Origin of the sequence: Gloeomargarita sp. SRBZ-1_bins_9 (assembly GCA_039794565.1) — a bacterium.
Lineage (GTDB): Bacteria > Cyanobacteriota > Cyanobacteriia > Gloeomargaritales > Gloeomargaritaceae > Gloeomargarita.
In genome coordinates this window covers 32,216-51,898 of record JAUQVX010000014.1, presented here as the reverse complement: position 1 = coordinate 51,898, position 19,683 = coordinate 32,216, and the positions used below count along the sequence as shown (strand labels likewise).

Genomic DNA, 19,683 nt, shown 5'->3' with positions numbered 1-19,683 from the left:
GTTACACCCCATCCCGCCGGCGTTGGAGAAACGGCAGCGCCAACAACATCGCCCCAATCAACAGCCCTAGGTTCCGCCAGGTGGTACCCACATCCGCCTGAAACAGGGGGCCATGGTCTTTTTTGAAGGTGCTGAGCACCCCCTCGGCCTCGTTAATGGCGCGGCTGCGGGCTTCCTGCCAGACTTTGTACTGCTCTTGCCAGGCGGTCATCGCTTTTTCGTAGGCCCGCATGTTGTCCCGGTAGGCCCGTAGGGTATCTCGAAAGGCCGCCAGCGCCGCCGGAGTTTCCGGAATGTCGCCCGGGTCGGCGGGTTTCTGGGGCTGCACCGGTTCCGGTTGGTCCACCGCCGGGTCGTAGTACTTGCCAATGCCCGGGAAATTGCAGCGGCGAAAGACATTGGGACCTTTGCAAGCGCATTGACTCAGTTCCGCTGGGGTCAAAGCTCGGTCGGTTTGCCAGCAGGGGTCCTGCATCAGGTCACGCCCCATCCCCGACAGGCTTACCAGGGCTTCGTAGGGCCAGCGGATCACCGAAAGCTGGGATAGGAAACGGGCGGGGCCGTTCATGGTACTGACTGGTTGAATCCCCCCGCTAAAAATAATCATCGGCACCAGAAACAGGATACTCAACAGGGGGGCCATGTTCTGGTTGGGAGCCAACGCCGACACCAGCAACCCCATCACCATCCCGGCAAACGTCGCCAGCGCCAAGGTGACATACATGGCCCCGACTACACTCCAACCACCGGGTATGTCCACCGCCAGTTTTTTCACCAGCAGAAACATTGCCCCCTGGTAGGCGGCAAACAACAGCGCCAGCACCACCTTCGCCCCCAGATAGGGCAACAATTGCAACCCCACCATCCGCTCGCGCCGGTACACCTCCACCTCCTTGACCAATTCCCGCATGGTGGTGAGTTCCCCAATGAGTACGGCAATCAGGGCGCTGACAAACAACATGGTCATGGCCTGGGCTGCATTGCCCGTGTTGGTCTGAAAAATATCCCGCCGCCAAGCGATGAAATCTAACAGGCCCAGCAGAAGGGGCGTCAGCAGGATCAACGCAAAACTCCCCACATCCTGTTGCAGTAGGGCGATATTCCGGCGCAGGAGAATCCCAAACTGCTGCCAGGGGGACACGCGGGTGCTGACGTGGGGCGGTTTGGGGGGTTGGGGGCGGACACCACCACTGTCCGGCTGGCTAATGGTGCCCAGGGATTGCTGCCGCTCTAACACGTACTTGCGGTACTGGGCCGAGGCCAGATAGGTCTCTTGCAGTTGCAGTGGCGTCGGCGCGTTGGGATTTTTTTCCCGGTCCAGGGCGCGATAAATTCCTGTAATATCCCGAATGGGAAACGGCGCCAGCGCCTCGGCAAAGTGTTCTAAGAAATAGGGCACCAGTTCCCCCGGCGGCCCAAAGTAGGCCAAGCGCCCCCCCTCTGCCATGTAAATCACCAGGTCGCACAGGTTCACGTTTTGGGCGGCGTGGGTGATGAGCAAAACCGTCCGGCCCTGGTCGGCCAACTGGCGCAGCAGCTCCATCAAATCCGTTTCCGTGCCCGGGTCCAGCCCCGAGGTGGCTTCATCCAGGAAAAACAAACTAGGTTTGGTGAGCAATTCCACCCCGATGCACACCCGCCGCTGCTGCCCACCGCTGAGATTTTTGACGGGCACATGCCGCCGATGGGACAGCCCCAGTTCCCGGAGCACTTCGTCAATCCGGGCTTGGCGCTCGGCGGGGGTGGTATCCGCTGGCATGCGCAACTGGGCAGCAAAGTCCAGGGACTGGGCCACCGTCAACTCCTCGTGGATGATGTTTTTTTGGGGCACGTAGCCAATTTCGTTGTGGTAGGCGTCGAAGTAGCGGTATAAGTCCACTCCGTTGACCAGCACCATACCTGCCGTTGCCGGGCGCAGGCCATTGAGGGCATCCAGGAGTGTAGATTTCCCCGACCCCGACGGACCTAAAATGGCCACAAACTCCCGCGGTAGGATGGAAAGGGACACCCGGTCCAGGACCCGAGCGCCTGATTTGACCACCTTGGTTAGGTTCACGGCATCCAGCCGCAGGTTGCCCACCTCATTGGTCTGCACCAGGGTCTCATCCATGTTGAGCACCAGCAGGTGGGAGCCAATGCGGATCGTGTCCCGGGCGCGCAGCACATAGGGCTGGGTAACGGGTTTGCCGTTGACGAAAGTACCGTTGGTGGACCCCAAATCGGTCAGGACAAAGGACCCGTCGTGGCGTTCCACCCGGGCGTGGAAACGGGAAACCGTTGGATGAGCAATCACTAAGTCATTGCGCGGGTCACGGCCGATGGTGAGCACTTGTCGCCCCCGCAGGTTCACCAAAGTCGGCTGGCTTTCGCTGATCGCCACCGGGGCACCAGTCATAACCACCGTTTGGCTAGGGTCCTCCCCCCCGCTTTGCCAAGTAGCCGGCTGGTCGGCACTCAGGATTTGGTAGGTCAAGGTCACCCGGTTGCCGATTTTGAGGACATCCCCAGGTCGCAGGTGGTGGCGTGGTACCCGCTGCCCGTTGTAGTACAAACCGTTGCTGCTTTCTAAGTCCACAATCACGTAGCTGCCGTCAGGTTGCCGTTCTAAACGAGCATGGCGACCGGAAACGACCGATTCTTCAATCACAATGTCGCAAGCTGGATGGCGTCCCAGCAATATCCGTTCTTTCACTAATGGCTCTTTACGGCTGTCCTGGGAAGTAGTAATGACAAGGCAGGCAAGACCTGTCGGCAGGGGAGACGGCATAGGCGTCAGCGGCGCTTTTCTGCTAGATAGATAAAGTACAATAAAGCTGCCCTTCCCGCCAAACCGAGTTACTGCCCTCGCGCCGCAGCGGCGACCGGTGCTACTTCATCTTGGGCCAAGGTGGCCAAAAAGGGTGCAGCCTCGGCACTATTGAGCCGGTGCAGGGCTTGGGCCACCCGCAGTCGAATTTGCCAATCGGGATGGCGCACCAACGCCCCCAGCGCCGGTACCGCCTGAGCATCCCCCAAATCCGCTAGCGCCCCAATCGCCGCCATTTGCAGAAGTTCGTTGGGATCGGTCAAGGCCTCCAGCAGCAGGGGATAGGCGCGGCGATCCCCCAGCACCCCCAGTCCGGCCAGCACACTGAATTTCACCAGCCATTCGGGACTTTCCCGGTACGCCCGCTCCAGGTCCTCGTAGGCCTCCCGGAGACCCAATCCCGCCAAAGCATCCGCTGCCGCCGCCTGCACATCCGGTTCCGTATCCCCGTAGAGCCGTTCCCGCAACAGGGGCAACAGTTCCCGCTTCTGTTCCGGCGATAACCCCCCCATGTTGCCCAATTGACTCACTGCCGCGTAGCGCACCCGGGCGTTGCGGTCCGTCACCACCGTTTTGAGCAAAGCCAGCGCCTCGTCCGGCGGTAAACGGCGACACTGTTCCACCCCTTGCAACCGCCGCCCCCAATCCGCCTCCTGCAACAGAGCCTGGACCTGCTCAGGCGCGGACATAGTTGCCCCCCTGGAGAACCCCACGCAATTGCTGCATTTCCTCCACCAAGCGCAAAAGAATTTTTGTCTGCTGATCCAATTGAGATTGCAGCCGTTCCACCCGCGTTTCTAAATTCACCAGACGGTTTTCCTGGGACTCCCCTTGGGCATCCAGTTCCATCAACCGGGAAACAATCTCCCGCTGCACCAACCCCTCGATCCCCTGAATCAGCAAGGTTTCGATATTGATGAGCTTGTTGGTCAGGGTTTGCATTTCCGTGGCCCCCGCCACCGGTTGGCGCACCGGCATTTCCCCCGTCAGGGCCTTTTTGATCTGCCGCCGCAGGTCCTCCGGTTGAAAGGGCTTTTCCAAAAACTCGAACCCCTCAAAGGGCTGAGGGACTCTGCTGGCCACCTCATCCGGCAGCCCGGACATCATAATGACCGGAATCTGCTGCAAAACCGGGTCCTGGCGCAACAGTTGTAACGTGGCGTAGCCATCCAACTCTGGCATGACAAAATCGAGCAGGATCACATCCGGTTGCAGTTCTTTGGCCAGCCGCAACCCTTCCCGCCCATTGCGCGCCTCCAACACCTGGTACTGGTCCTGCAACAAGTCCACTACCATCTTGCGGATCATGATGCTGTCATCAATGACCAGCACCCGTTGCATTTTTCCAGCCATGGCCGTCCCGCCCACCTGTTGCTTGTATTATAACTGGGCCGGTTCCGGTAAGCGGGTCAACCCCCACACCAAACCACCGGCCATCCCCACCAGCATCCACCACAGGCTGTCTGCCCAAGGTTCCGGCAAATCCAGAAACCAGCCCCCCACCGGTGGCCCCAGCAAATACCCCACCGACCAGCACAGGGAATTCACCGCCAGGTAGGTCCCCCGCAGGTGCGCCGGTGCCCAGGCCGCCACCCACGTGGACGCCGTCGGTAAATAGGCCGCTGTGGCCACCGCCAGCACACTCAATCCCACCCCCGCCCAAACCCGCAGCCCAATCGTGGCAAACCCCACCGCCCACAGCAGCGCCGAAAACTGTAGGGTCCCCACCAGCCCCAGGGGTCGGGCCAAGCGGGCCACCGGCAACTGCACCACCGCCGTCACCAGCACAAACACCGTAAAAAACGTGGCGATTTCCCAGTTGGATAGGCGCTGTGCCCCGGCGACAGTTTTCAGATACAGGGGTAGGGCACTGTTGGTCTGGGCCAGGGAAAAGGTAAATCCCACATTCAGCAGGGCATACCAGCGCAGTGCCCCATCCTGGCGCAGGACCTCCCCCAGGTGCTCCAGCGACAGAGACGTCTTGCGCAGGGGTTCCCGGAAACCCCAGCCCACCAGCACCCCAAACAGGGCAAACGTCACCCCGTCTATCACAAACAGCCAGCGGTAGAAGTCCTCCACCAGAAATCCCCCCAGGGCCACCCCCAACCCCAGCCCCACCGCATCCGCCAAACGGGTTAACGCATAGGCCTCCTGGCGTTGGGCCGGTGTGGTCACATCCGCCACCGCTGCCTCATTGGCCGGCCAGTACAGCCCCACCCCCAGCCCCAAAATCAAATTCCCCAGGGTGAAGCTGGCGAAATCCCCGGCCACCGCCAGCACCCCACACCCCAGGGCTGCAATCGCCGCCGCCAAGAGTAAAACCGGTTTGCGTCCCAACCTATCGCTGCCCCAGCCCCCGGCTATCCGGCCAGCTATGCCACTAAGGGCCGTCGCCCCCAGCCCCAAGCCCACCGCCGTCGCGCTCAGGCCCACCCGGTGGACAAAAACAATCGGTCCATAAAATAAGGTGAAACCGCTCCCCCATTGCGACAGGAAGCGGCCCACCAACAGCACCCAGACCTGGGGATGGATCACCCTAGAAACCCGCCCCCGGTTTGAAGCTGGGCACCACCAGGGAATCGTCCTGCTTCGTCAGGCGATTAAACAGCTTTTCCGTGTTGGGGAAATTGGCCGCCGGCAGCGTGGGGAACCGCCGGTAGGGCACCGTATCCTCCCCGAAGACCGCCGCGTACTCCGCACTGCCGACCAGCGCCTCGACAAACGCCTTCAACCCCTGGGTGGCCAGGATTTGGTTATAGCGGCGGATTTCCTGCTGGTCCCGGGGCGCCCGACCCAGGAAATGCTTGGTGCCCAGTTCGATCACCTTGGTGTTGGGGTAGGGCGTGTAGAACTCCCGTAGGTACAGCTCCGACTGCCCCAACCCCAGGATGAACTCCCGCACCGTGATTTCCCCATTGGCCAGGCGACTTTCTAGGGTGCTGAACTCGTTGCCCACCACGTAGGGTTCGATGTCCCGCTCGAAAATTTGCCGGTAGGCCGCCCGGATCACCTGCTCCACCTGGACCTTGTCGGACAGGCTGGTGAGCTTGAACACCTTGGTTTGGTCCCGCCGCTTGCTTACCCCCTGATTCACCCGGAAGGCAATATCCGGTTCTGTGCGCCGGTTGCTCGGCGTCCCCAGTTCCACAAAGCGCGGCGTTTCCTCCGGCGTCACCGTGATGCCCCGCTCGCCAATGGTTCCCGGCCGCAACGACCGCAGCGCCAGCCCCTGGGGGGTCAGGTACCGCTCGTAGGGCACCGTGTCCTCCCCAAACACCTCGTTGTATTCCGGGCTGTCGATCAGGGCGTCAACCAACCCGTAAAACCCCTTCTTGGCGCAAATGTCGTAGTAATAGTTCAGCTCCTGCCGCCCGTAGGTGGGCCGCCCCAGCAACCGCCGGTGAATGTACTCCACCGCCTTACACACATACAGGCGACTCCAGTACATATCCCGGAACACATCTGAGCGGGCCAACTGGCGGATAAACTCCCGCACGGAAATCTCCCCGTTTTCCAGCTTGATTTCGGCGACCTTTTGCCGCTGCCCCTCGTAAACCATCCGGCCAAATACTTGCAAGTAGGCCGCCCGGATCACAGCCTGGGTAGAGACCTCGCTAAAGCGCACGCTGGATTGGGTGCCAGCTGCCCGGTTGCCCACCCGGGGCGTCTGGGTGAGCTTAAACACCTTGGGTCCCAATGACCCCGGCGCTTGGGCCTTGGCCGCCGGATTGCCCACCTGATTGGTAATCCCCGGCCCGTTGCGGATCAAAATCCGCCGCACATCTTTGCCGATGGGGGCCGGCGCCGCCTTGGGATTCACCGTATCCTTGGGGAAGATCGCCCCGAATTGAATCTCTAGCGGGTCGTTACCCACGCCGTAGGGGTGACGGTCCGGTAACGGCCGGTCATAGCCGGCAAATAGGGTCACAAACTGGGGCACCTTGCGAAAGGGCGCGCTGTAGTTAAACAGGTCAATCTGCGCCCCCCAGTTGCGACACTCTTGCGCTTCAATCCCCAGCCCCCGCAGGTAGGGCACCGTCTCCTCACCGAAGTAATCCCCGTACTCCCGGGAGTCCACCAGGGCATCCACCAGCCCATTGATACCCTTTTCCGAAATAATGCTGAAGTAACGGCTGAACTCCTCCCGGGAGCTAATCCCCCGCCCCAGGAAATGCCGAAACGCCAGCTCCACCACCCGGCTATTGACAAAAGGCTGCACAAACTCCCGGTAGTACAACGGCGATTTCCCCAGGCGGCGGATAAATTCCTTCATGGAGATTTCCCCGTTTTTCACCTTGGACTCCAGGTCCGACAGCCCCAGGCCGTAGCCCTTGACAATGTCCCGCTCAAACACCTGCCGATAGGCCGCCCGGATCACCGCCTGCTTTTCCACCTCCGACAAGCCCGGTTTCATGGCGTAGCGGGGCCGCCCTGCCGTCGCCAGGTAATACACCTGGGGCAACTCCAACCCCTGCAAATCTGGTGACGTCCGTTGCCGTACCTTGTTTGATGGCGCCGGGGCAATGAATTCTTGGATCACCACATCAAAATAACTGCCCACTAGGGATTGAATCTCCGGGTTTTTGGGGAAATAGCCCGTGGCTGCCCGTTTCATTTCCTTGAGCGCCACCACCGTTGCCGCCGTCGAGCAGGCCCGCTCAATGATCTCCCGCAGCCCCCGCACATTCACCGTCAGGATATTGGGGTCCCCCGCCACCAGGGCATAGGTGATATAGCGCAAAAACCAGCTCAAATCCCGCAGCGACTTACGCATGTTGTCAGCCCCGTAGCGGGAGATATTGATGGGTTGAAAGCCCGGGGGAATCTCGCTGCCGGCGGCGCTAAAGATATTGCGAATCCCCTCAAAAAAGCCCCCTTGACTTTCCACGTAAAAAGCCGTGCCCAGCTTCATCGCCTCTTTCATGTCCTCCGCCGGTGCCGCGGGCTTTTCCAGGTAGGCCATGGGCGACCCCCCCACAAAAATCCGGTTGGCTGCCCGGGAGACGATGATTTCTGAATTGGCCGTCAGGACCGCCGCCACCTCCAGCCGCTGTTGCCCCGATGCAAAATAGGTTTCCAGTTCTTGGAGTTCCGTCTGGCTCAGGAAACGGTCCTCTTGTTCCGCTTGGGCAATCGTTTCTACCCCCACTGTGCGGAAAAGCTGGGGCTGGACCGCAGGACTCCCGCCACTGGCCTTGACTGTCATGACACGGCTCCTATCACACGTTGGCTACTCCCCTGCGATCTTACCGATTGGTGTCTCCCGCCTGAGAACCCGGTAACGGTTTGTTACAAAGCCAACCGGGCCAAGGCCCAAGGCGCGGGTAGCTTCCCACCCCGAAAGCCGGATACAGCGCCCCTCTAGGGTTAGGCGGTATCTCAGACCCCGTACAGCCAACTGTAATCCCGCGACCGTCCCCATCGCGCCGGTCGGCATCAAGCCAGTCGCCAATCTACACCGGCTAAGGGTCAAGGGGTGAGCAGGGCCGTCGTGGTCGGGTGGGGAGTCGCCGCCAGATGGGCATGCACCTGCACCCCAAACAGGGACTCAAACCAAGTCTTTTTGTAGTTCAGATTCCACAGCTCCAGGGTGCAGTCGTCCTGGGGGTCCTGGGGATAAAGATACAGGTGAAAATCCGGGGGGGACATTTGACATTCCAAGCGCTGAATGGCCCCGATCTGCCGCCGGTCCAAAGCTACGGCAATGCGCAAAAACGCACTCAACCGCTCAATGACGGTCCGCGATCGCTTATCCAGACTGTTGAAGTTGTCGTGCTTGCGTTTGGGGGGACTTTTGCGGTGATAGCGGGCCACGTTGGCAATAATGGCAATTTCGTTTTCCGTGTACCCCAGCAACTCCCCGTACCGAATTAAATAATACGAGTGTTTGTGGTGGGCGTCGTGGCTAATGAAATGACCGCAATTGTGGAGCATAGCAGCAGCCCACAGGTACTCCCGCTCCAACGGGTCCCCCGGATGCAATTGCCCCTGGGTCTGGTCAAACAATTGCAGCGCCAGCTTGGCCACCTGCTGGGCATGTTCCAAACGCACCTGGTATTTATCCGCTAACTTGTACACGCTGCGCCGGCGCACCGAACTCTGGTAACGCAAGTGGTCGGCAATCAGGCCGTGGTTGAGCATCCAGTTGACGATCAACCCCTCCCGCAAGGCCCGCTCGCAAAAGATAATCACTTCGCAATCAAGCAAGTGCATGGCCTCTTGGAGAATCAACGCCCCGGCCAGGATGATTTCTGAGCGCTTGGGGGGAATGTGCAACTGGTTGCGCCGCTGTTGGTCGTTCAAACTGCGCAGTTTTTGTACCAGGTTTTGCACCTGAGCGCGGCTGAGTTTTTGTCCCTGCAACGGTTGGGGGGGTGGGGCGTTGTTGAGATGGGCTTGCAGTAAAAACAGGGCTTCAATGGTTCCCGATGTGCCGATCAGGGGCACCCGTCGCCAGCCCAACAGCCGCCGGATGTCTTGAATGGGCCACTCCAACATGCCCCGCAAATAGGCCCGCAACCAGTCGTACTCGGCACTGCTAATAGGGTCGGTGGTGATCATTTCTTGAGTGAGGCGCACCGCCCCGACTTTGGTGCTGCTGAGGTACTGAGGTTCCCCCCCATCCCCTAGAATCAATTCCGTCGAGCCGCCGCCAATGTCAATGATCACGTGGGGTTGGCCGTGGAGTTCCATGCCTGAGAGTACCCCTAGATAAATGCAGCGGGCCTCTTCCGTGCCGGAAATTAAATCCACCACCAATCCGGTTTCCTCCCGGACCCGCTCGAGAAACTCATGACCGTTGGGGGCCTCCCGGACCGCGCTGGTGGCCACGGCAACAACGGCTTCCGCCTGGTGGGTGCGCGCCAGGGTGCAACAGCGTTTGAGCGCTGCAATGGCCCGTTGCATAGCCCCCGGGGTAAGGTTACCGGTGTCGGGACAGCGCTCCCCTAGCCGCACCGTCTCCTTTTCCCGGGCAATGACGGTAAAGGCGGGCAAGTGGGGTTGAATTTGCACCACCACCATGTGGATGGAATTGGTGCCCACATCAATGGCCGCCAGGTTAAAGGGGGTGTTCACCACGTCTCAGATGGCTCTAGGACGGTGATTTTTCATCCTTTTTCATCTTAGGGGATGGTGGGACACCATTGGCCTGGGCTAGAAAGGTCTCCCGTGCAGGGCAAATATCAGCCAGGATGCAGGTGGCACATTGGGGATGCCGGGCGGTGCAGGTGTCCCGTCCGTGATAGATCAAGCGAATGGACCAGTTTTCCCAATCCGGTTGGGGAATCAGCTCCATCAAATCCCGCTCAATGCGTACCGGGTCCGTGTGGTCGGTCAGGCCCAACCGCCGGGAGACGCGCTTGACGTGGGTATCCACTGTGACACCGGCGTTGATGCCGTAGGCATGGGCCAGTACCACGTTGGCCGTCTTGCGGGCCACCCCCGGCAGGGTTAACAACTGCTCCATGTTTTTGGGCACTTGCCCCCCGAATTCCTGCACAATTTTGCGGCAGGCGCCCTGGATGTGGCGGGCCTTGTTGCGATAGAAACCGGTGGGTTTGATCAGGGTTTCCAGTTCGTGAATGTCGGCGTTGGCCAGGGCCTGGGCATCAGGGAAACGGGCAAAAAGCGCCGGCGTGACTTGATTGACCCGCTCATCGGTGCACTGGGCCGACAGGATGGTGGCCACCAACAATTGCACCGGAGTTTGGTAGTTCAAGGTGCAGGTAGCGTCAGGATACCGCCGCTTCAGACGCACTAACGCTTCATTGGCCCGCTGTTTGCGCACTGCTAACCGCCGTAGAATGGCCATGTCCTCGCCTGGGCTGCGGTTTTTAGTATAGCGGTTGGTCGGGATGGCATAATCGTCCTGAGACTTTAGACTTTGGGAGTCCGACGGGTGCTGCGACCGGTTGTATTGGTGGGGGATATTGGTGGTACGAATACGCGCTTGGAGCTGATCCACCTGGCCGACCCCCCCCAAGTCTTGCTGGCCCAACACTATCGCAACGATGACTACCCGGACTTGAATCGGATTGGGCAGGTCTTTTTGGCCCAGGCCTCCGTCCGTCCCCAGATGGCTTGCCTGGCCGTCGCCGGACCTGTGATAGACAACACCCTGAACCTGACCAATCGGGGCTGGCGTCTCGCCGGCGATGAACTGGCCCAGCAGTGGGATATTCCCCAGGTGCATCTGATCAACGACCTGGAGGCAGTGGGCTATGGGTTGGCCTATCTGGAGCCAAAGGATTGGGTGGTGCTGCAGGAGGGCAAAAAGGTTTCAGGTGCACCCATTGGTATCGTGGCCGCGGGTACTGGGTTGGGGGAATGTTTTTTGACCTGGGATGGGCAGCGGTACCGGGTCTGGCCGTCGGAGGGGGGGCATACGGACTTTGCTCCCCGCAATGACCGGGAACTGGGGCTATGGCGCTACCTACAGACCCAATTTGGGCGGGTGTCGGCCGAGCGGGTGGTTTCCGGTCCGGGGTTGTGCAACATCTACCGCTACTTGGCCCAGGTGTACCCGGAGCAGGCCCAAGCCGATATTCTGGCGGCCCAGGACCCGGCCATGATTACGGCGCGCCTAGACGACCCCCTGTGCAGCCAGGCCGTGGATATGTTTATTGCCAACTACGGCAGTGAGGCGGGCAATTGGGCCCTCAAGCTCCTGGCCCGGGGGGGTATGTATCTGGCGGGGGGCATCGCGCCGCGGTTGGTGGAGCGCTTTCGGCAGGGGGGATTTCTGCGGGCCTTTGCCGACAAGGGGCGCATGGGTCCCTTGCTGGCCGAGATTCCCGTGTACCTGATTACCAGCCCACGGGTGGGGTTGCTGGGAGCGACGGCGGCCGCGCGGCTGTATCTGGAGGGCCAACTGCCGGGTCGAGGCGGATAAGCCGCAGGGCTTGGGGCGGTAGGGCCACGGTAACCGCTTCCCCCACTTGCCAAGCGCACCCCGCCTGGCGCACGCACAGGGTAATCCCACCGGCCAATTCCACGGTGTAACGGGTGTCCAAACCCAGATAATCGGCGCTGATAATGCGGGCAGGGACCTCCTCCTCCGTGGCCGGTTGCAGTTGCACTTTTTCCGGACGGATCATCAGGGTGACCTCGCTGCCAGGGGGATAGGCCGCTTCGTTATGATGCACCCGCACCAGGTGGCCGTTGGTCAGCCGCACCCGTAACCAGGGGGAATGCCCCTCCACCACCGTGCCTGTAAGGAAGTTCGACTCGCCGATGAAATCCGCCACGAAGTAACTGGTAGGGTACTCGTACACCTCCTGGGGCGTGCCCACCTGCAACAGCCGTCCCCCCTGCATCACCGCCAAGCGGTTGGCCAAAGCGAGGGCCTCCTCCTGGTCGTGGGTGACGTAGAGAAACGTAATGCCCAACTGCTGCTGCATGTACTTGAGTTCGCTTTGCATCTGTTTGCGCAATTGCAAGTCCAGCGCCCCCAACGGTTCATCCAGCAGCAGCACCTGGGGTTTTTGGATCAGGGCGCGGGCCAGGGCCACCCGCTGTTGCTGACCACCCGACAACTCCCGGGGGTAACGGTGGGCCAGGCCATCTAAACGCACCAGCGCCAGCATCTCCCCCACCCGCGAACGAATTTCCCGCCGGGGCAGCCCCCGCATCTCCAACCCGAAGGCAATGTTCTGGGCCACCGTCAGATGGGGAAACAGGGCGTAGTTTTGGAACACGGTGTGCACCGGACGGCGAAAGGGCGGCAACCCCAGCAAAGACCGCTCCCCCAGACGAATGTCCCCCCAGTCCGGCGTTTCAAATCCGGCAATCAGGCGCAGCGTTGTCGTCTTGCCACAGCCGGAAGGTCCCAGGAGGGCGAAAAACTCCCCCGCCCGAATCGTCAGGTCCAACCCAGCAACAGCAGGGCGACTCTCCCGGCGATAGGTTTTCCACACCTGGGAAAGGGTCAACATCAGCCCCGGCCCACCCGCAATTTAATTTCATTCCAGGCCGCCTCATAGAGCTTCAGGGCCGCTGGCGGCAGGTTTTCCAGCACCTGGAGCTTGGCCAAAACCGACGGCGGAGGGTAAATGCTGGGATTCTGTAAATCCTCAGCCCGGATCAACTTCTGGTCAATGGCCGTCTGGTTGGGGGTGGCGTAGCGGGTGTAGTTGGCAATCTGGGCGGCCACCGGCGGTTCCAGCAAATAATTAATGAATTGGTGGGCCAGCTCCCTGTGGGGCGCCCCCTTGGGAATGGCCATGGCATCCACCCACAAAATCGCCCCTTCCCGGGGAATGGCATAGGCAATATCCGGGTTTTCCGCCATCACCTGGAACACATCACCGCTGTTTTCCAAGGCCAAGGTCACCTCCCCCTGGTTGAGCAACGTCTCCCCCGTATCCGGCGCAAAAGCCACGATATTGCCCCGGTGCTGGATCAACCAATCCCGCGCTTTCTGGATGTCCGCCGGGTTGGTGGAGTTGGGATTGAGGCCCAGGGCAATCAACACCGCCCCCAAGGTCGCCCGGGACTCCTCCTGCCAAGCCACCCGGTACCGGGGGTCAAACATGGCCTGCCAACTGTCAATGACCTGACCCGTTTGCTTGCGGTTATAGCCAATCCCCTGCGTCCCCCACAAATAGGGCATGCTGTAGCGATTGCCGGGGTCATAGGGCAGGTTCTGAAAGCGTTGTCCCAAATGCACCCGGTTGGGAATCTTCCCCAGGTCCAACGGCACCAGCATGTCCTCCTGGATCAGGCGCGTCACCAAGTAGTCCGAGGGGAAGATCACATCGTATCCGGGGTTGCCCGGCTTCAACTTGGCATAGAGCGTATCTGGGCTATCAAACGTGTCGTACTTGATGCGCACGTTGAATTTTTTTTCAAAATCCGTCAGCACCTGGGGCGCGATGTAAGTAGCCCAATTGTAAACATTCAGGGTTGGCACATCACCGGGTGAGGGCGGGCCATGGCCCAAACCACAACCCAGGGGCAGCCAAGCCACCCAGAGCATCACCAAGCCCCACAGCCACCAGCGTCGTCCCACCATTTACTCCCCCTACATCTGCTCCCCCCGTCGTTGCAGCCCCCAGGCCAGCAGCACCAGCACCACCGAAGCCAACAGCATCAGAGTGGAAATGGCATTAATCGCCGGCGTCACCGCAAATTTAATCATGCCATAGACAAAGACCGGTAATGTTGTAGCCCCCGTACCCGCCGTAAAAAACGTCACCACGAAGTCATCCAGGGACAAGGTAAAGGCCAGCAAGGCGCCACTGAGCATCGCCGGTGTCAACCAAGGCAGGGTGACATGCCACAGGGTCTGCCAATGGTTGGCCCCCAAATCCATGGCCGCCTCCTCCCAACAGGGATTGAGTTCCACCAATCGCGCCCGCACCACCAATGTCACAAAAGAAATGGCAAACGTGATATGGCCAATGGTCACTGTCGGCAGCCCCAGCGTCCACTCCTGTCCCGTCCAGGCCCGCCACAGGCGAAAAACCAGGTGAAAAAACACCAGCAGGGACACCCCTTGGGCAATCTCCGGGATGACCAGTGGCAGCAGCACCAACCCCTCCAGGCCCACCCGCCCCGGGCAGCGCACCCGCTCTAACCCCAGGGCCAGGGCCGTCCCCAGCACCGTCGCCACCACCGCCGTCACACCGGCCACCAGCAAGCTATTTACCAGGGCCGGCAGGAGTCCATAGCGCCCAAAGCCCACCGTTTCTGGAAAAGCCGCCCCCTGCCCGGTGAACAACACCCGATACCAATCCCAGGTAAATCCCTGCCAAGTGCCGCCAAAGCGGGAGTTGTTAAAGGAAAAAATCACCAGAACGAGAATCGGCAGGTAAAGAAACCCGAATACCCCCACCGCCCAGGCCCACAACCCCCAGCGCGGCCAACCTAGCCCCGATCCGATGATTCCTGTCCCTCGCTGCGACTCGCGCTCCAACCTACAAAATCTTCCGGGCGCACCTTAGAGACAAATTCCCGGAAGGCTTCTAACTCCGCCTCGTCCGCCTCCCGGTCCACCGGAATGGAAGCATTAGCCACCACCTCCTCCATCACCCAAATCGGCACATTGGCCTTGAGGGCCAGGGCAATAGCATCACTAGGACGGGCATCCAACTGGCGCACCTCATCCCCCTGGGCCAGGAACAAAACCGCATGGAACACATTATCCTGCAAGGAGTGAATGATCACCCGCTGGAGCGTAATCCCCCACAGCTTCCAACTATTGAGCATAAGGTCGTGGGTCAGGGGCCGGGGGGGTTCCTCACCCTCTAACGCACTGATAATTGCCCGTGCCTCCGCCTGGCCAATCCAAATCGGTAATGCCCGCCGCTCTGCCGTATCCTTCAGCAACACGATCGGACTGCGGCTGAGCGCATCCAGGGCAATCCCAGCAACCTTCATTTCAATCATGCTTGGATTCCGCCGTCTCGGGGTGAAGGTCAACGCTATCTACTACTATACTAAGGCGAAAGGGGCGCAAAGGGACACCCCATGTTCACCGGTTTGGTTCAGGCTTTGGGCCGGGTGCGCCGCTGCAGTGGGCATTGCCTGGAAATTACCACCAATATGGCGTGTTTTCCCGACCTGGCGGTGGGAGACAGCATGGCGGTAGACGGGGTGTGCCTGACGGTCACGGCCTATGACCCCCAGGGGTTTACAGCGGCTACCTCCCCCGAAACGCTGCGGCGCAGCTGCTTGGGTCAACGGGAGTGGGTGAATGTAGAAGCAGCCCTGCGGGTGGGCCAAAAACTGGGGGGGCACTTTGTCACCGGCCATGTGGATGGGGTGGGCTACCTACAAGATAAGCAGGCCGTAGGCAGCGAGTTTTGGGAAATGGCCTTTACCGCTCCGCCCGAGGTGGCCCGCTACCTGGTGCCCAAAGGCAGCATTGCGGTCAATGGGGTGAGCCTGACGATTGCCAACCTACAGGGGACCACCTTTCGCGTGGCCGTCATTCCCCTGACCTATCAGCACACTAATTTGCAATACCTACGCCCCGGCGACCCGGTGAACCTGGAGGCGGACCTACTGGGCAAATATGTGGAACGGTTTTTGCAGCCCTGGTCGGTCCCAGCCCCGCTCACGGCTGAGTTTTTGGCACAGCACGGGTTTGTCTAGGCGGCGGTTACCCCCTCTAGGCGGTCCTCCAAGTCGGCGTAGAGGTCCCGCAGTTGGGTAAGGGTGGCCTCATCTACCGGCCATAGCCCCCGACCATGGGCCTCCAGTAACCGCCCAACCATATTGCGCAAGGCCTGGGAATTGAGCTGGGCTAGGCGCTCCCGCATGGCCGGGTCCAAGACGTAGGTGCGGGCGGCAGCGGTATAGGTCCAGTCGTCCACAGCCCCACTGACGGCATCCCACCCCAGTAGATAGGTAAAGCGGTTGCTGATTTCTGCCGCACCGCTGTGGCCATGTTGCAACATGCCCTCGTACCAGCGGGGGTTGAGCAGTTTGGTGCGGTATTCCCGGCGCAGCACTTGCTCCAGGTCCTCCACGCGCGTGTCGGCAGTGTAGGTTTCGATGTAGTTTAGTTTCACGTCACTGCCCCGGTGTTTGCGCGCCGCCAGTTGCAACGCCCCTGAGGAAGCAAAGTAATGGTCAATGTCGGTAACCCCGAATTCTAGGGAGTCAACGGTGTGGGCCACACGGCTGACGGTGCGCAGCAGTCGCTCCAGGGTTTGGGGAACCGGTTGGCCGTAACGACCACCTCCGTAGGCATAGGCATTGCGGCGCACAAAGGTCTGGGCCAGGTCGTCCTCGGTTTGCCAGGCAGCGTCCTCCACCAGGTCGTCCACGTAGGTGCCGTACTGGCCGGGGGGCTGGGTGAATAATCGGGCAGTGGCCTGCTCAAAGGTCAACCCTTCCGCCATAGCAGCCGCCACATGTTTTTTGATGAAGTTCATCTCCGGGGGTTCGTCGGCTCGGGCAGCCGTTTGCACCAGCCGGTCCAGGTGGTCCATCAGCATGGCAAACGTATCCCGAAAGATGGGACTCAGTTGCAGCAGAACATCAATGCGGGGACGGCCCAGTTCCGCCAAGGGGATGAGCTGGTAATGGCTGATTTTGCCTTGACTGTCGTGGTGGGGCCGCGCACCGATAAGATGCAGGGCTACGGCAACCGCTTCCCCCTTGGTTTTGATGGTGTCTAGCCCCCACAGCACCAGGGCAATGGTTTCGGGATATTGACCGTTGTTCTCCGCCCGGTGTTTGGCCAGTAGGGCGTCGGCAATTTGTTGACCCCGCCGGTAGGCCAGCTCGCTGGGGATGCGCCAGGGGTCAATGGCGTGGATGTTCCGTCCCGTCGGCAACACCCCTAGCCCATCCCGAATAAGGTCCCCACCGGGAGCCGGGGGGATATAACGCCCGTTTAACCCCCGCACCAGGGCGTCTAACTCGCTGTGGTTATCGCGCAAAAGCTGCGCCATCTGTCGTCCGGCCTGGACCACTTCCTGTAATGCCGCCAGGTTCATTTCCGGTGAACCGTAGGGCAGGAGATGGCGTACAGCAGTGGCAGGGCTTTCTTGACCCAAGACCGTGCGCTGGACAAAAGCGCGGCACAGGTCGTCTACTCGTTCCCGCTGCTGCCACGCGGTGGGGTCCCCCTGGCGGGCTAAGGCAGCCAAGGCACTATAGCTGGGGGTCTGGGGCGCAATCGCCGGTAACAACAGGTCAGCCAAACCTTGACCACCGCTGCGCGCCTTTAGGGCCTCGGTGATGGTAATCAGCTGGGATTCGGGGGAGGGAGCTTCCCCAAACACGTGGAGTGAAGTCGTGATCAGCCGCTGCTCCAGGTCGCGGATGTAGGTGTACAGGCGCGCCACGTAGTCGTCAAAGGATTCCCCCTGCAGGTGCGGGCAATCCGCGTCCAGGTTGGCCAGGGCCACTTTTTGCAAGATGGCCTCTGCCAAAGTGCTGTCCCCGTGGCCGTAGTGTTCGAGCTGGCGCTCCCGATAGTCCTGGAGCATGTCCTTGAGGGCTGCCAATTCCCGGTACAGACCCGCGCGGGTCAAAGGCGGCACGGCATGGGAAATCATCACCGCATAGCCCCGCCGCTTGGCGATGTTGGCCTCGCTGGGGTTGTTCATGGGGTAGAGGTAAAACTGGGGCAGGTCCCCCAGCAGGGCATCTGGCCAGCAGTGTTGAGTCAGACCCAGGGGCAAACCGGGCATCCACTCGGCGGAACCGTGCATCCCCACATGCACCAGCGCATGGGCGCCAAAGCCGTGGGTGAGCCAGCGATAAAAGGCCAGGTACTGGTGGTGGGGCGTGTTTTCCTTGTCAAATAGCAGACGCATGGGGTCGCCGGTTACCCCTAAACGCGGTTGTACGCCGATGTAGATATTGCCCAAGCGCAGCCCGCCAATGAATACGGCATCCCGCCCCGCCGGTGCTATGTCCCCTGGCCAGGGTCCCCAGCGCTCTTCTACCCGCTGCCGCTCCCAGGGGGTGGTCCAGGCGCGGAACTCCTCCGCTGTAACCCGTAAACCGCCGGCTTGCAGGGTGGTCGCCGCCTCCAGTTGCTCGAGAAGGGCCTCGGGGGTTGCGGGGATGGGTCCCACCGTATAGCCTTCTGCCTGGAGCCGCTTCAGGATGTTCAGCAGGGAGCGGGGCACGTCCAGCAAAGCGGCGGTGGCCTTCTTCCCCAGTCCCGGCGGATAGTCGTACACCACCAGGGCCACTTTTTTGTCCCGGTTGGGCGTATGGCGCAAGCGGGCCCAGTTTTTCACTCGTGTCACGAGCCGTTGGACCCGGTCTGGCACCACCGCAAAGCGTCCCTGCTCCAGAGTACCAATCACCACCGGGTTGATGGCCCCGTCCATTTCCGGCAGGGCATACAGGGCGGCAGCTTGCATGGGTCCGACACCCTGGCTGTGCCACGAGTGGCTGTCTTGCACATACAGGGGCTGGGCAACAATATAGGGCACGTCCAGCCGCTCCAGGATGCCAATGGCCGCATCGCGATGGACACCGGGACTGGTGGAACCTGCCGGCCCGCCCACCAGGGCAAAGCCAATGGTGCTCACCAGCACATCCACCGACTCTTGGACCAGCCAATCCCGCACCACCACATGTCCCTCCACACCAGCCACGAAAATGGGCAGCACCTCCAGACCAGCCGCTTCCATAGCCCGGATCAAGGCGTCAATGTAACCCCGCTCTTGCAGCACGTGTTTGCGGAATGCCAATAGGGCCACGCGGTAAGGGGTCTCCGGGCGGGGGCGTTGCCTTTGCCACTGGCGATAGCGCTTGGGGTCTGGGAAAAAGTGGGGGGCGTCGGGATGGTAAAGGCCCATCATGGGCACCTCCACCACCGGTTGCACCTCGACCGGCACCTGGAAGTACTCCCGCAGCAGGAAGCGGAACATATTGACAATATTTACCGGCAGGGGCTGGTTCCAGTAGAGGTTGACCTGCATCCAGTTTTTGAAGTCCCGCAACTTGGCCGGCAGGAAACGCAACAGGGTGGGCATAAGCTTCAGAAGTTTGGTGTAGCCATAGAGGGTGTCTTCGTCCCGGCCCCGCACCAATAGGCGAACGACTTGCTTGACTGGCTCTGGCAGGCCCCCCTTGCGCCCAGCAACGGTACAGTCCCCCAGCCGGTTGAGAGCCATCACCTCTGGCATGGACTCAAAAGCCAAGACCACCCGAGCGCGGGACTGAGCCACCTGCTCCCGCAACCAGTCCGCCTGGTCTTTGAAGTTAATCATGGAGATAAACAGGCAGTCGGCCTGGTGAATGGCCTGGGCCACTTGGGGGTCCCGACGCTCCAGTTCCCATTCGGTCCATTGCTGGAAGTGGGCTACCGGCGCCAGCTCGGTTTTCACCTGCTCCCAAACCGCTTGGTTGAAGTGCTCAAGACCGACAATGGCGACCACATGGGGTTTGGACATGGCAGT

At 60.8% G+C, this 19,683-nt stretch carries 14 protein-coding genes; 2 read left to right on the top strand and 12 right to left on the bottom strand.

Translation table 11 applies throughout. The features are described from left to right. Window position 1: 1 nt before the first annotated feature. The 7 genes from Q6L55_10675 to nth all read right to left on the bottom strand — a co-directional run bounded on the left by Q6L55_10675 (window position 2) and on the right by nth (window position 10,619). The gene (locus Q6L55_10675; GenBank protein MEN9259173.1) at window positions 2-2,767 is read right to left on the bottom strand and encodes an FHA domain-containing protein; all 2,766 of its coding nucleotides are present in this window, start codon (window positions 2,765-2,767) and stop codon (window positions 2-4) included. Window positions 2,768-2,835: 68 nt separating this feature from the next. Beyond that, on the bottom strand, window positions 2,836-3,495 hold the full coding sequence (locus tag Q6L55_10670) for a HEAT repeat domain-containing protein (GenBank protein MEN9259172.1): 660 nt from the start codon (window positions 3,493-3,495) through the stop codon (window positions 2,836-2,838). Further along, window positions 3,482-4,159: a response regulator gene (locus Q6L55_10665; protein MEN9259171.1), complete on the bottom strand. Its 678-nt coding sequence runs from the start codon at window positions 4,157-4,159 to the stop codon at window positions 3,482-3,484. The genes Q6L55_10670 and Q6L55_10665 overlap by 14 nt, the downstream gene beginning before the upstream one ends. A 27-nt stretch (window positions 4,160-4,186) precedes the next feature. Next, entirely contained in the window at window positions 4,187-5,341 is a 1,155-nt protein-coding gene (locus Q6L55_10660; GenBank protein ID MEN9259170.1) for an MFS transporter, read from the bottom strand. 1 nt (window position 5,342) lies between these two features. Further along, entirely contained in the window at window positions 5,343-8,012 is a 2,670-nt protein-coding gene (locus Q6L55_10655) for a phycobilisome rod-core linker polypeptide (GenBank protein ID MEN9259169.1), read from the bottom strand. 263 nt (window positions 8,013-8,275) lie between these two features. Beyond that, window positions 8,276-9,886, bottom strand: a complete 1,611-nt coding sequence (locus Q6L55_10650; GenBank protein MEN9259168.1) for a Ppx/GppA phosphatase family protein — start codon at window positions 9,884-9,886, stop codon at window positions 8,276-8,278. Between the two features lie 13 nt (window positions 9,887-9,899). Next, complete coding sequence (gene nth, locus Q6L55_10645; protein MEN9259167.1) at window positions 9,900-10,619, bottom strand: endonuclease III; 720 nt, start codon at window positions 10,617-10,619, stop codon at window positions 9,900-9,902. Window positions 10,620-10,706: 87 nt separating this feature from the next. Between nth and Q6L55_10640 the strand changes: the two genes are divergently transcribed. Further along, the gene (locus Q6L55_10640) at window positions 10,707-11,699 is read left to right on the top strand and encodes a glucokinase (GenBank protein ID MEN9259166.1); all 993 of its coding nucleotides are present in this window, start codon (window positions 10,707-10,709) and stop codon (window positions 11,697-11,699) included. Here Q6L55_10640 and Q6L55_10635 read toward each other — a convergent pair. Genes Q6L55_10635 through Q6L55_10620 form a run of 4 tightly spaced genes read right to left on the bottom strand, consistent with a single transcriptional unit; the run spans window position 11,614 to window position 15,196 of the window. Continuing rightward, window positions 11,614-12,741, bottom strand: a complete 1,128-nt coding sequence (locus Q6L55_10635; GenBank protein ID MEN9259165.1) for an ABC transporter ATP-binding protein — start codon at window positions 12,739-12,741, stop codon at window positions 11,614-11,616. The two genes, Q6L55_10640 and Q6L55_10635, sit on opposite strands and share 86 nt — an antisense overlap. After that, window positions 12,741-13,820, bottom strand: a complete 1,080-nt coding sequence (locus tag Q6L55_10630; GenBank protein MEN9259164.1) for a spermidine/putrescine ABC transporter substrate-binding protein — start codon at window positions 13,818-13,820, stop codon at window positions 12,741-12,743. The genes Q6L55_10635 and Q6L55_10630 overlap by 1 nt, the downstream gene beginning before the upstream one ends. 9 nt (window positions 13,821-13,829) lie before the next feature. Then, window positions 13,830-14,657 (bottom strand): ABC transporter permease, encoded by an 828-nt coding sequence (locus Q6L55_10625; protein ID MEN9259163.1) that lies wholly within the window; start codon window positions 14,655-14,657, stop codon window positions 13,830-13,832. A 17-nt stretch (window positions 14,658-14,674) separates the two neighbouring features. After that, complete coding sequence (locus tag Q6L55_10620) at window positions 14,675-15,196, bottom strand: bifunctional nuclease family protein (GenBank protein MEN9259162.1); 522 nt, start codon at window positions 15,194-15,196, stop codon at window positions 14,675-14,677. Window positions 15,197-15,277: 81 nt separating this feature from the next. Between Q6L55_10620 and Q6L55_10615 the strand changes: the two genes are divergently transcribed. Beyond that, window positions 15,278-15,904 carry a riboflavin synthase gene (locus tag Q6L55_10615; protein MEN9259161.1) on the top strand — a complete coding sequence of 209 codons (627 nt, stop codon included), beginning with the start codon at window positions 15,278-15,280 and terminating at the stop codon, window positions 15,902-15,904. Here Q6L55_10615 and bchH read toward each other — a convergent pair. Next, a complete protein-coding gene (gene bchH / locus Q6L55_10610; GenBank protein MEN9259160.1) occupies window positions 15,901-19,677 on the bottom strand; it encodes a magnesium chelatase subunit H in 3,777 nt (1,258 codons plus the stop codon). The two genes, Q6L55_10615 and bchH, sit on opposite strands and share 4 nt — an antisense overlap. Between the last annotated feature and the right edge of the window lie 6 nt (window positions 19,678-19,683).

Coding starts and splice junctions, on each gene's coding strand:
- Q6L55_10675 (MEN9259173.1), bottom strand. CDS start 2,767: ATGCCGTCTCCCCTGCCGACAGGTCTTGCCTGCCTTGTCATTACTACT.
- Q6L55_10670 (MEN9259172.1), bottom strand. CDS start 3,495: ATGTCCGCGCCTGAGCAGGTCCAGGCTCTGTTGCAGGAGGCGGATTGG.
- Q6L55_10665 (MEN9259171.1), bottom strand. CDS start 4,159: ATGGCTGGAAAAATGCAACGGGTGCTGGTCATTGATGACAGCATCATG.
- Q6L55_10655 (MEN9259169.1), bottom strand. CDS start 8,012: ATGACAGTCAAGGCCAGTGGCGGGAGTCCTGCGGTCCAGCCCCAGCTT.
- nth (MEN9259167.1), bottom strand. CDS start 10,619: ATGGCCATTCTACGGCGGTTAGCAGTGCGCAAACAGCGGGCCAATGAA.
- Q6L55_10635 (MEN9259165.1), bottom strand. CDS start 12,741: ATGTTGACCCTTTCCCAGGTGTGGAAAACCTATCGCCGGGAGAGTCGC.
- Q6L55_10630 (MEN9259164.1), bottom strand. CDS start 13,820: ATGGTGGGACGACGCTGGTGGCTGTGGGGCTTGGTGATGCTCTGGGTG.
- Q6L55_10620 (MEN9259162.1), bottom strand. CDS start 15,196: ATGATTGAAATGAAGGTTGCTGGGATTGCCCTGGATGCGCTCAGCCGC.
- Q6L55_10615 (MEN9259161.1), top strand. CDS start 15,278: ATGTTCACCGGTTTGGTTCAGGCTTTGGGCCGGGTGCGCCGCTGCAGT.
- bchH (MEN9259160.1), bottom strand. CDS start 19,677: ATGTCCAAACCCCATGTGGTCGCCATTGTCGGTCTTGAGCACTTCAAC.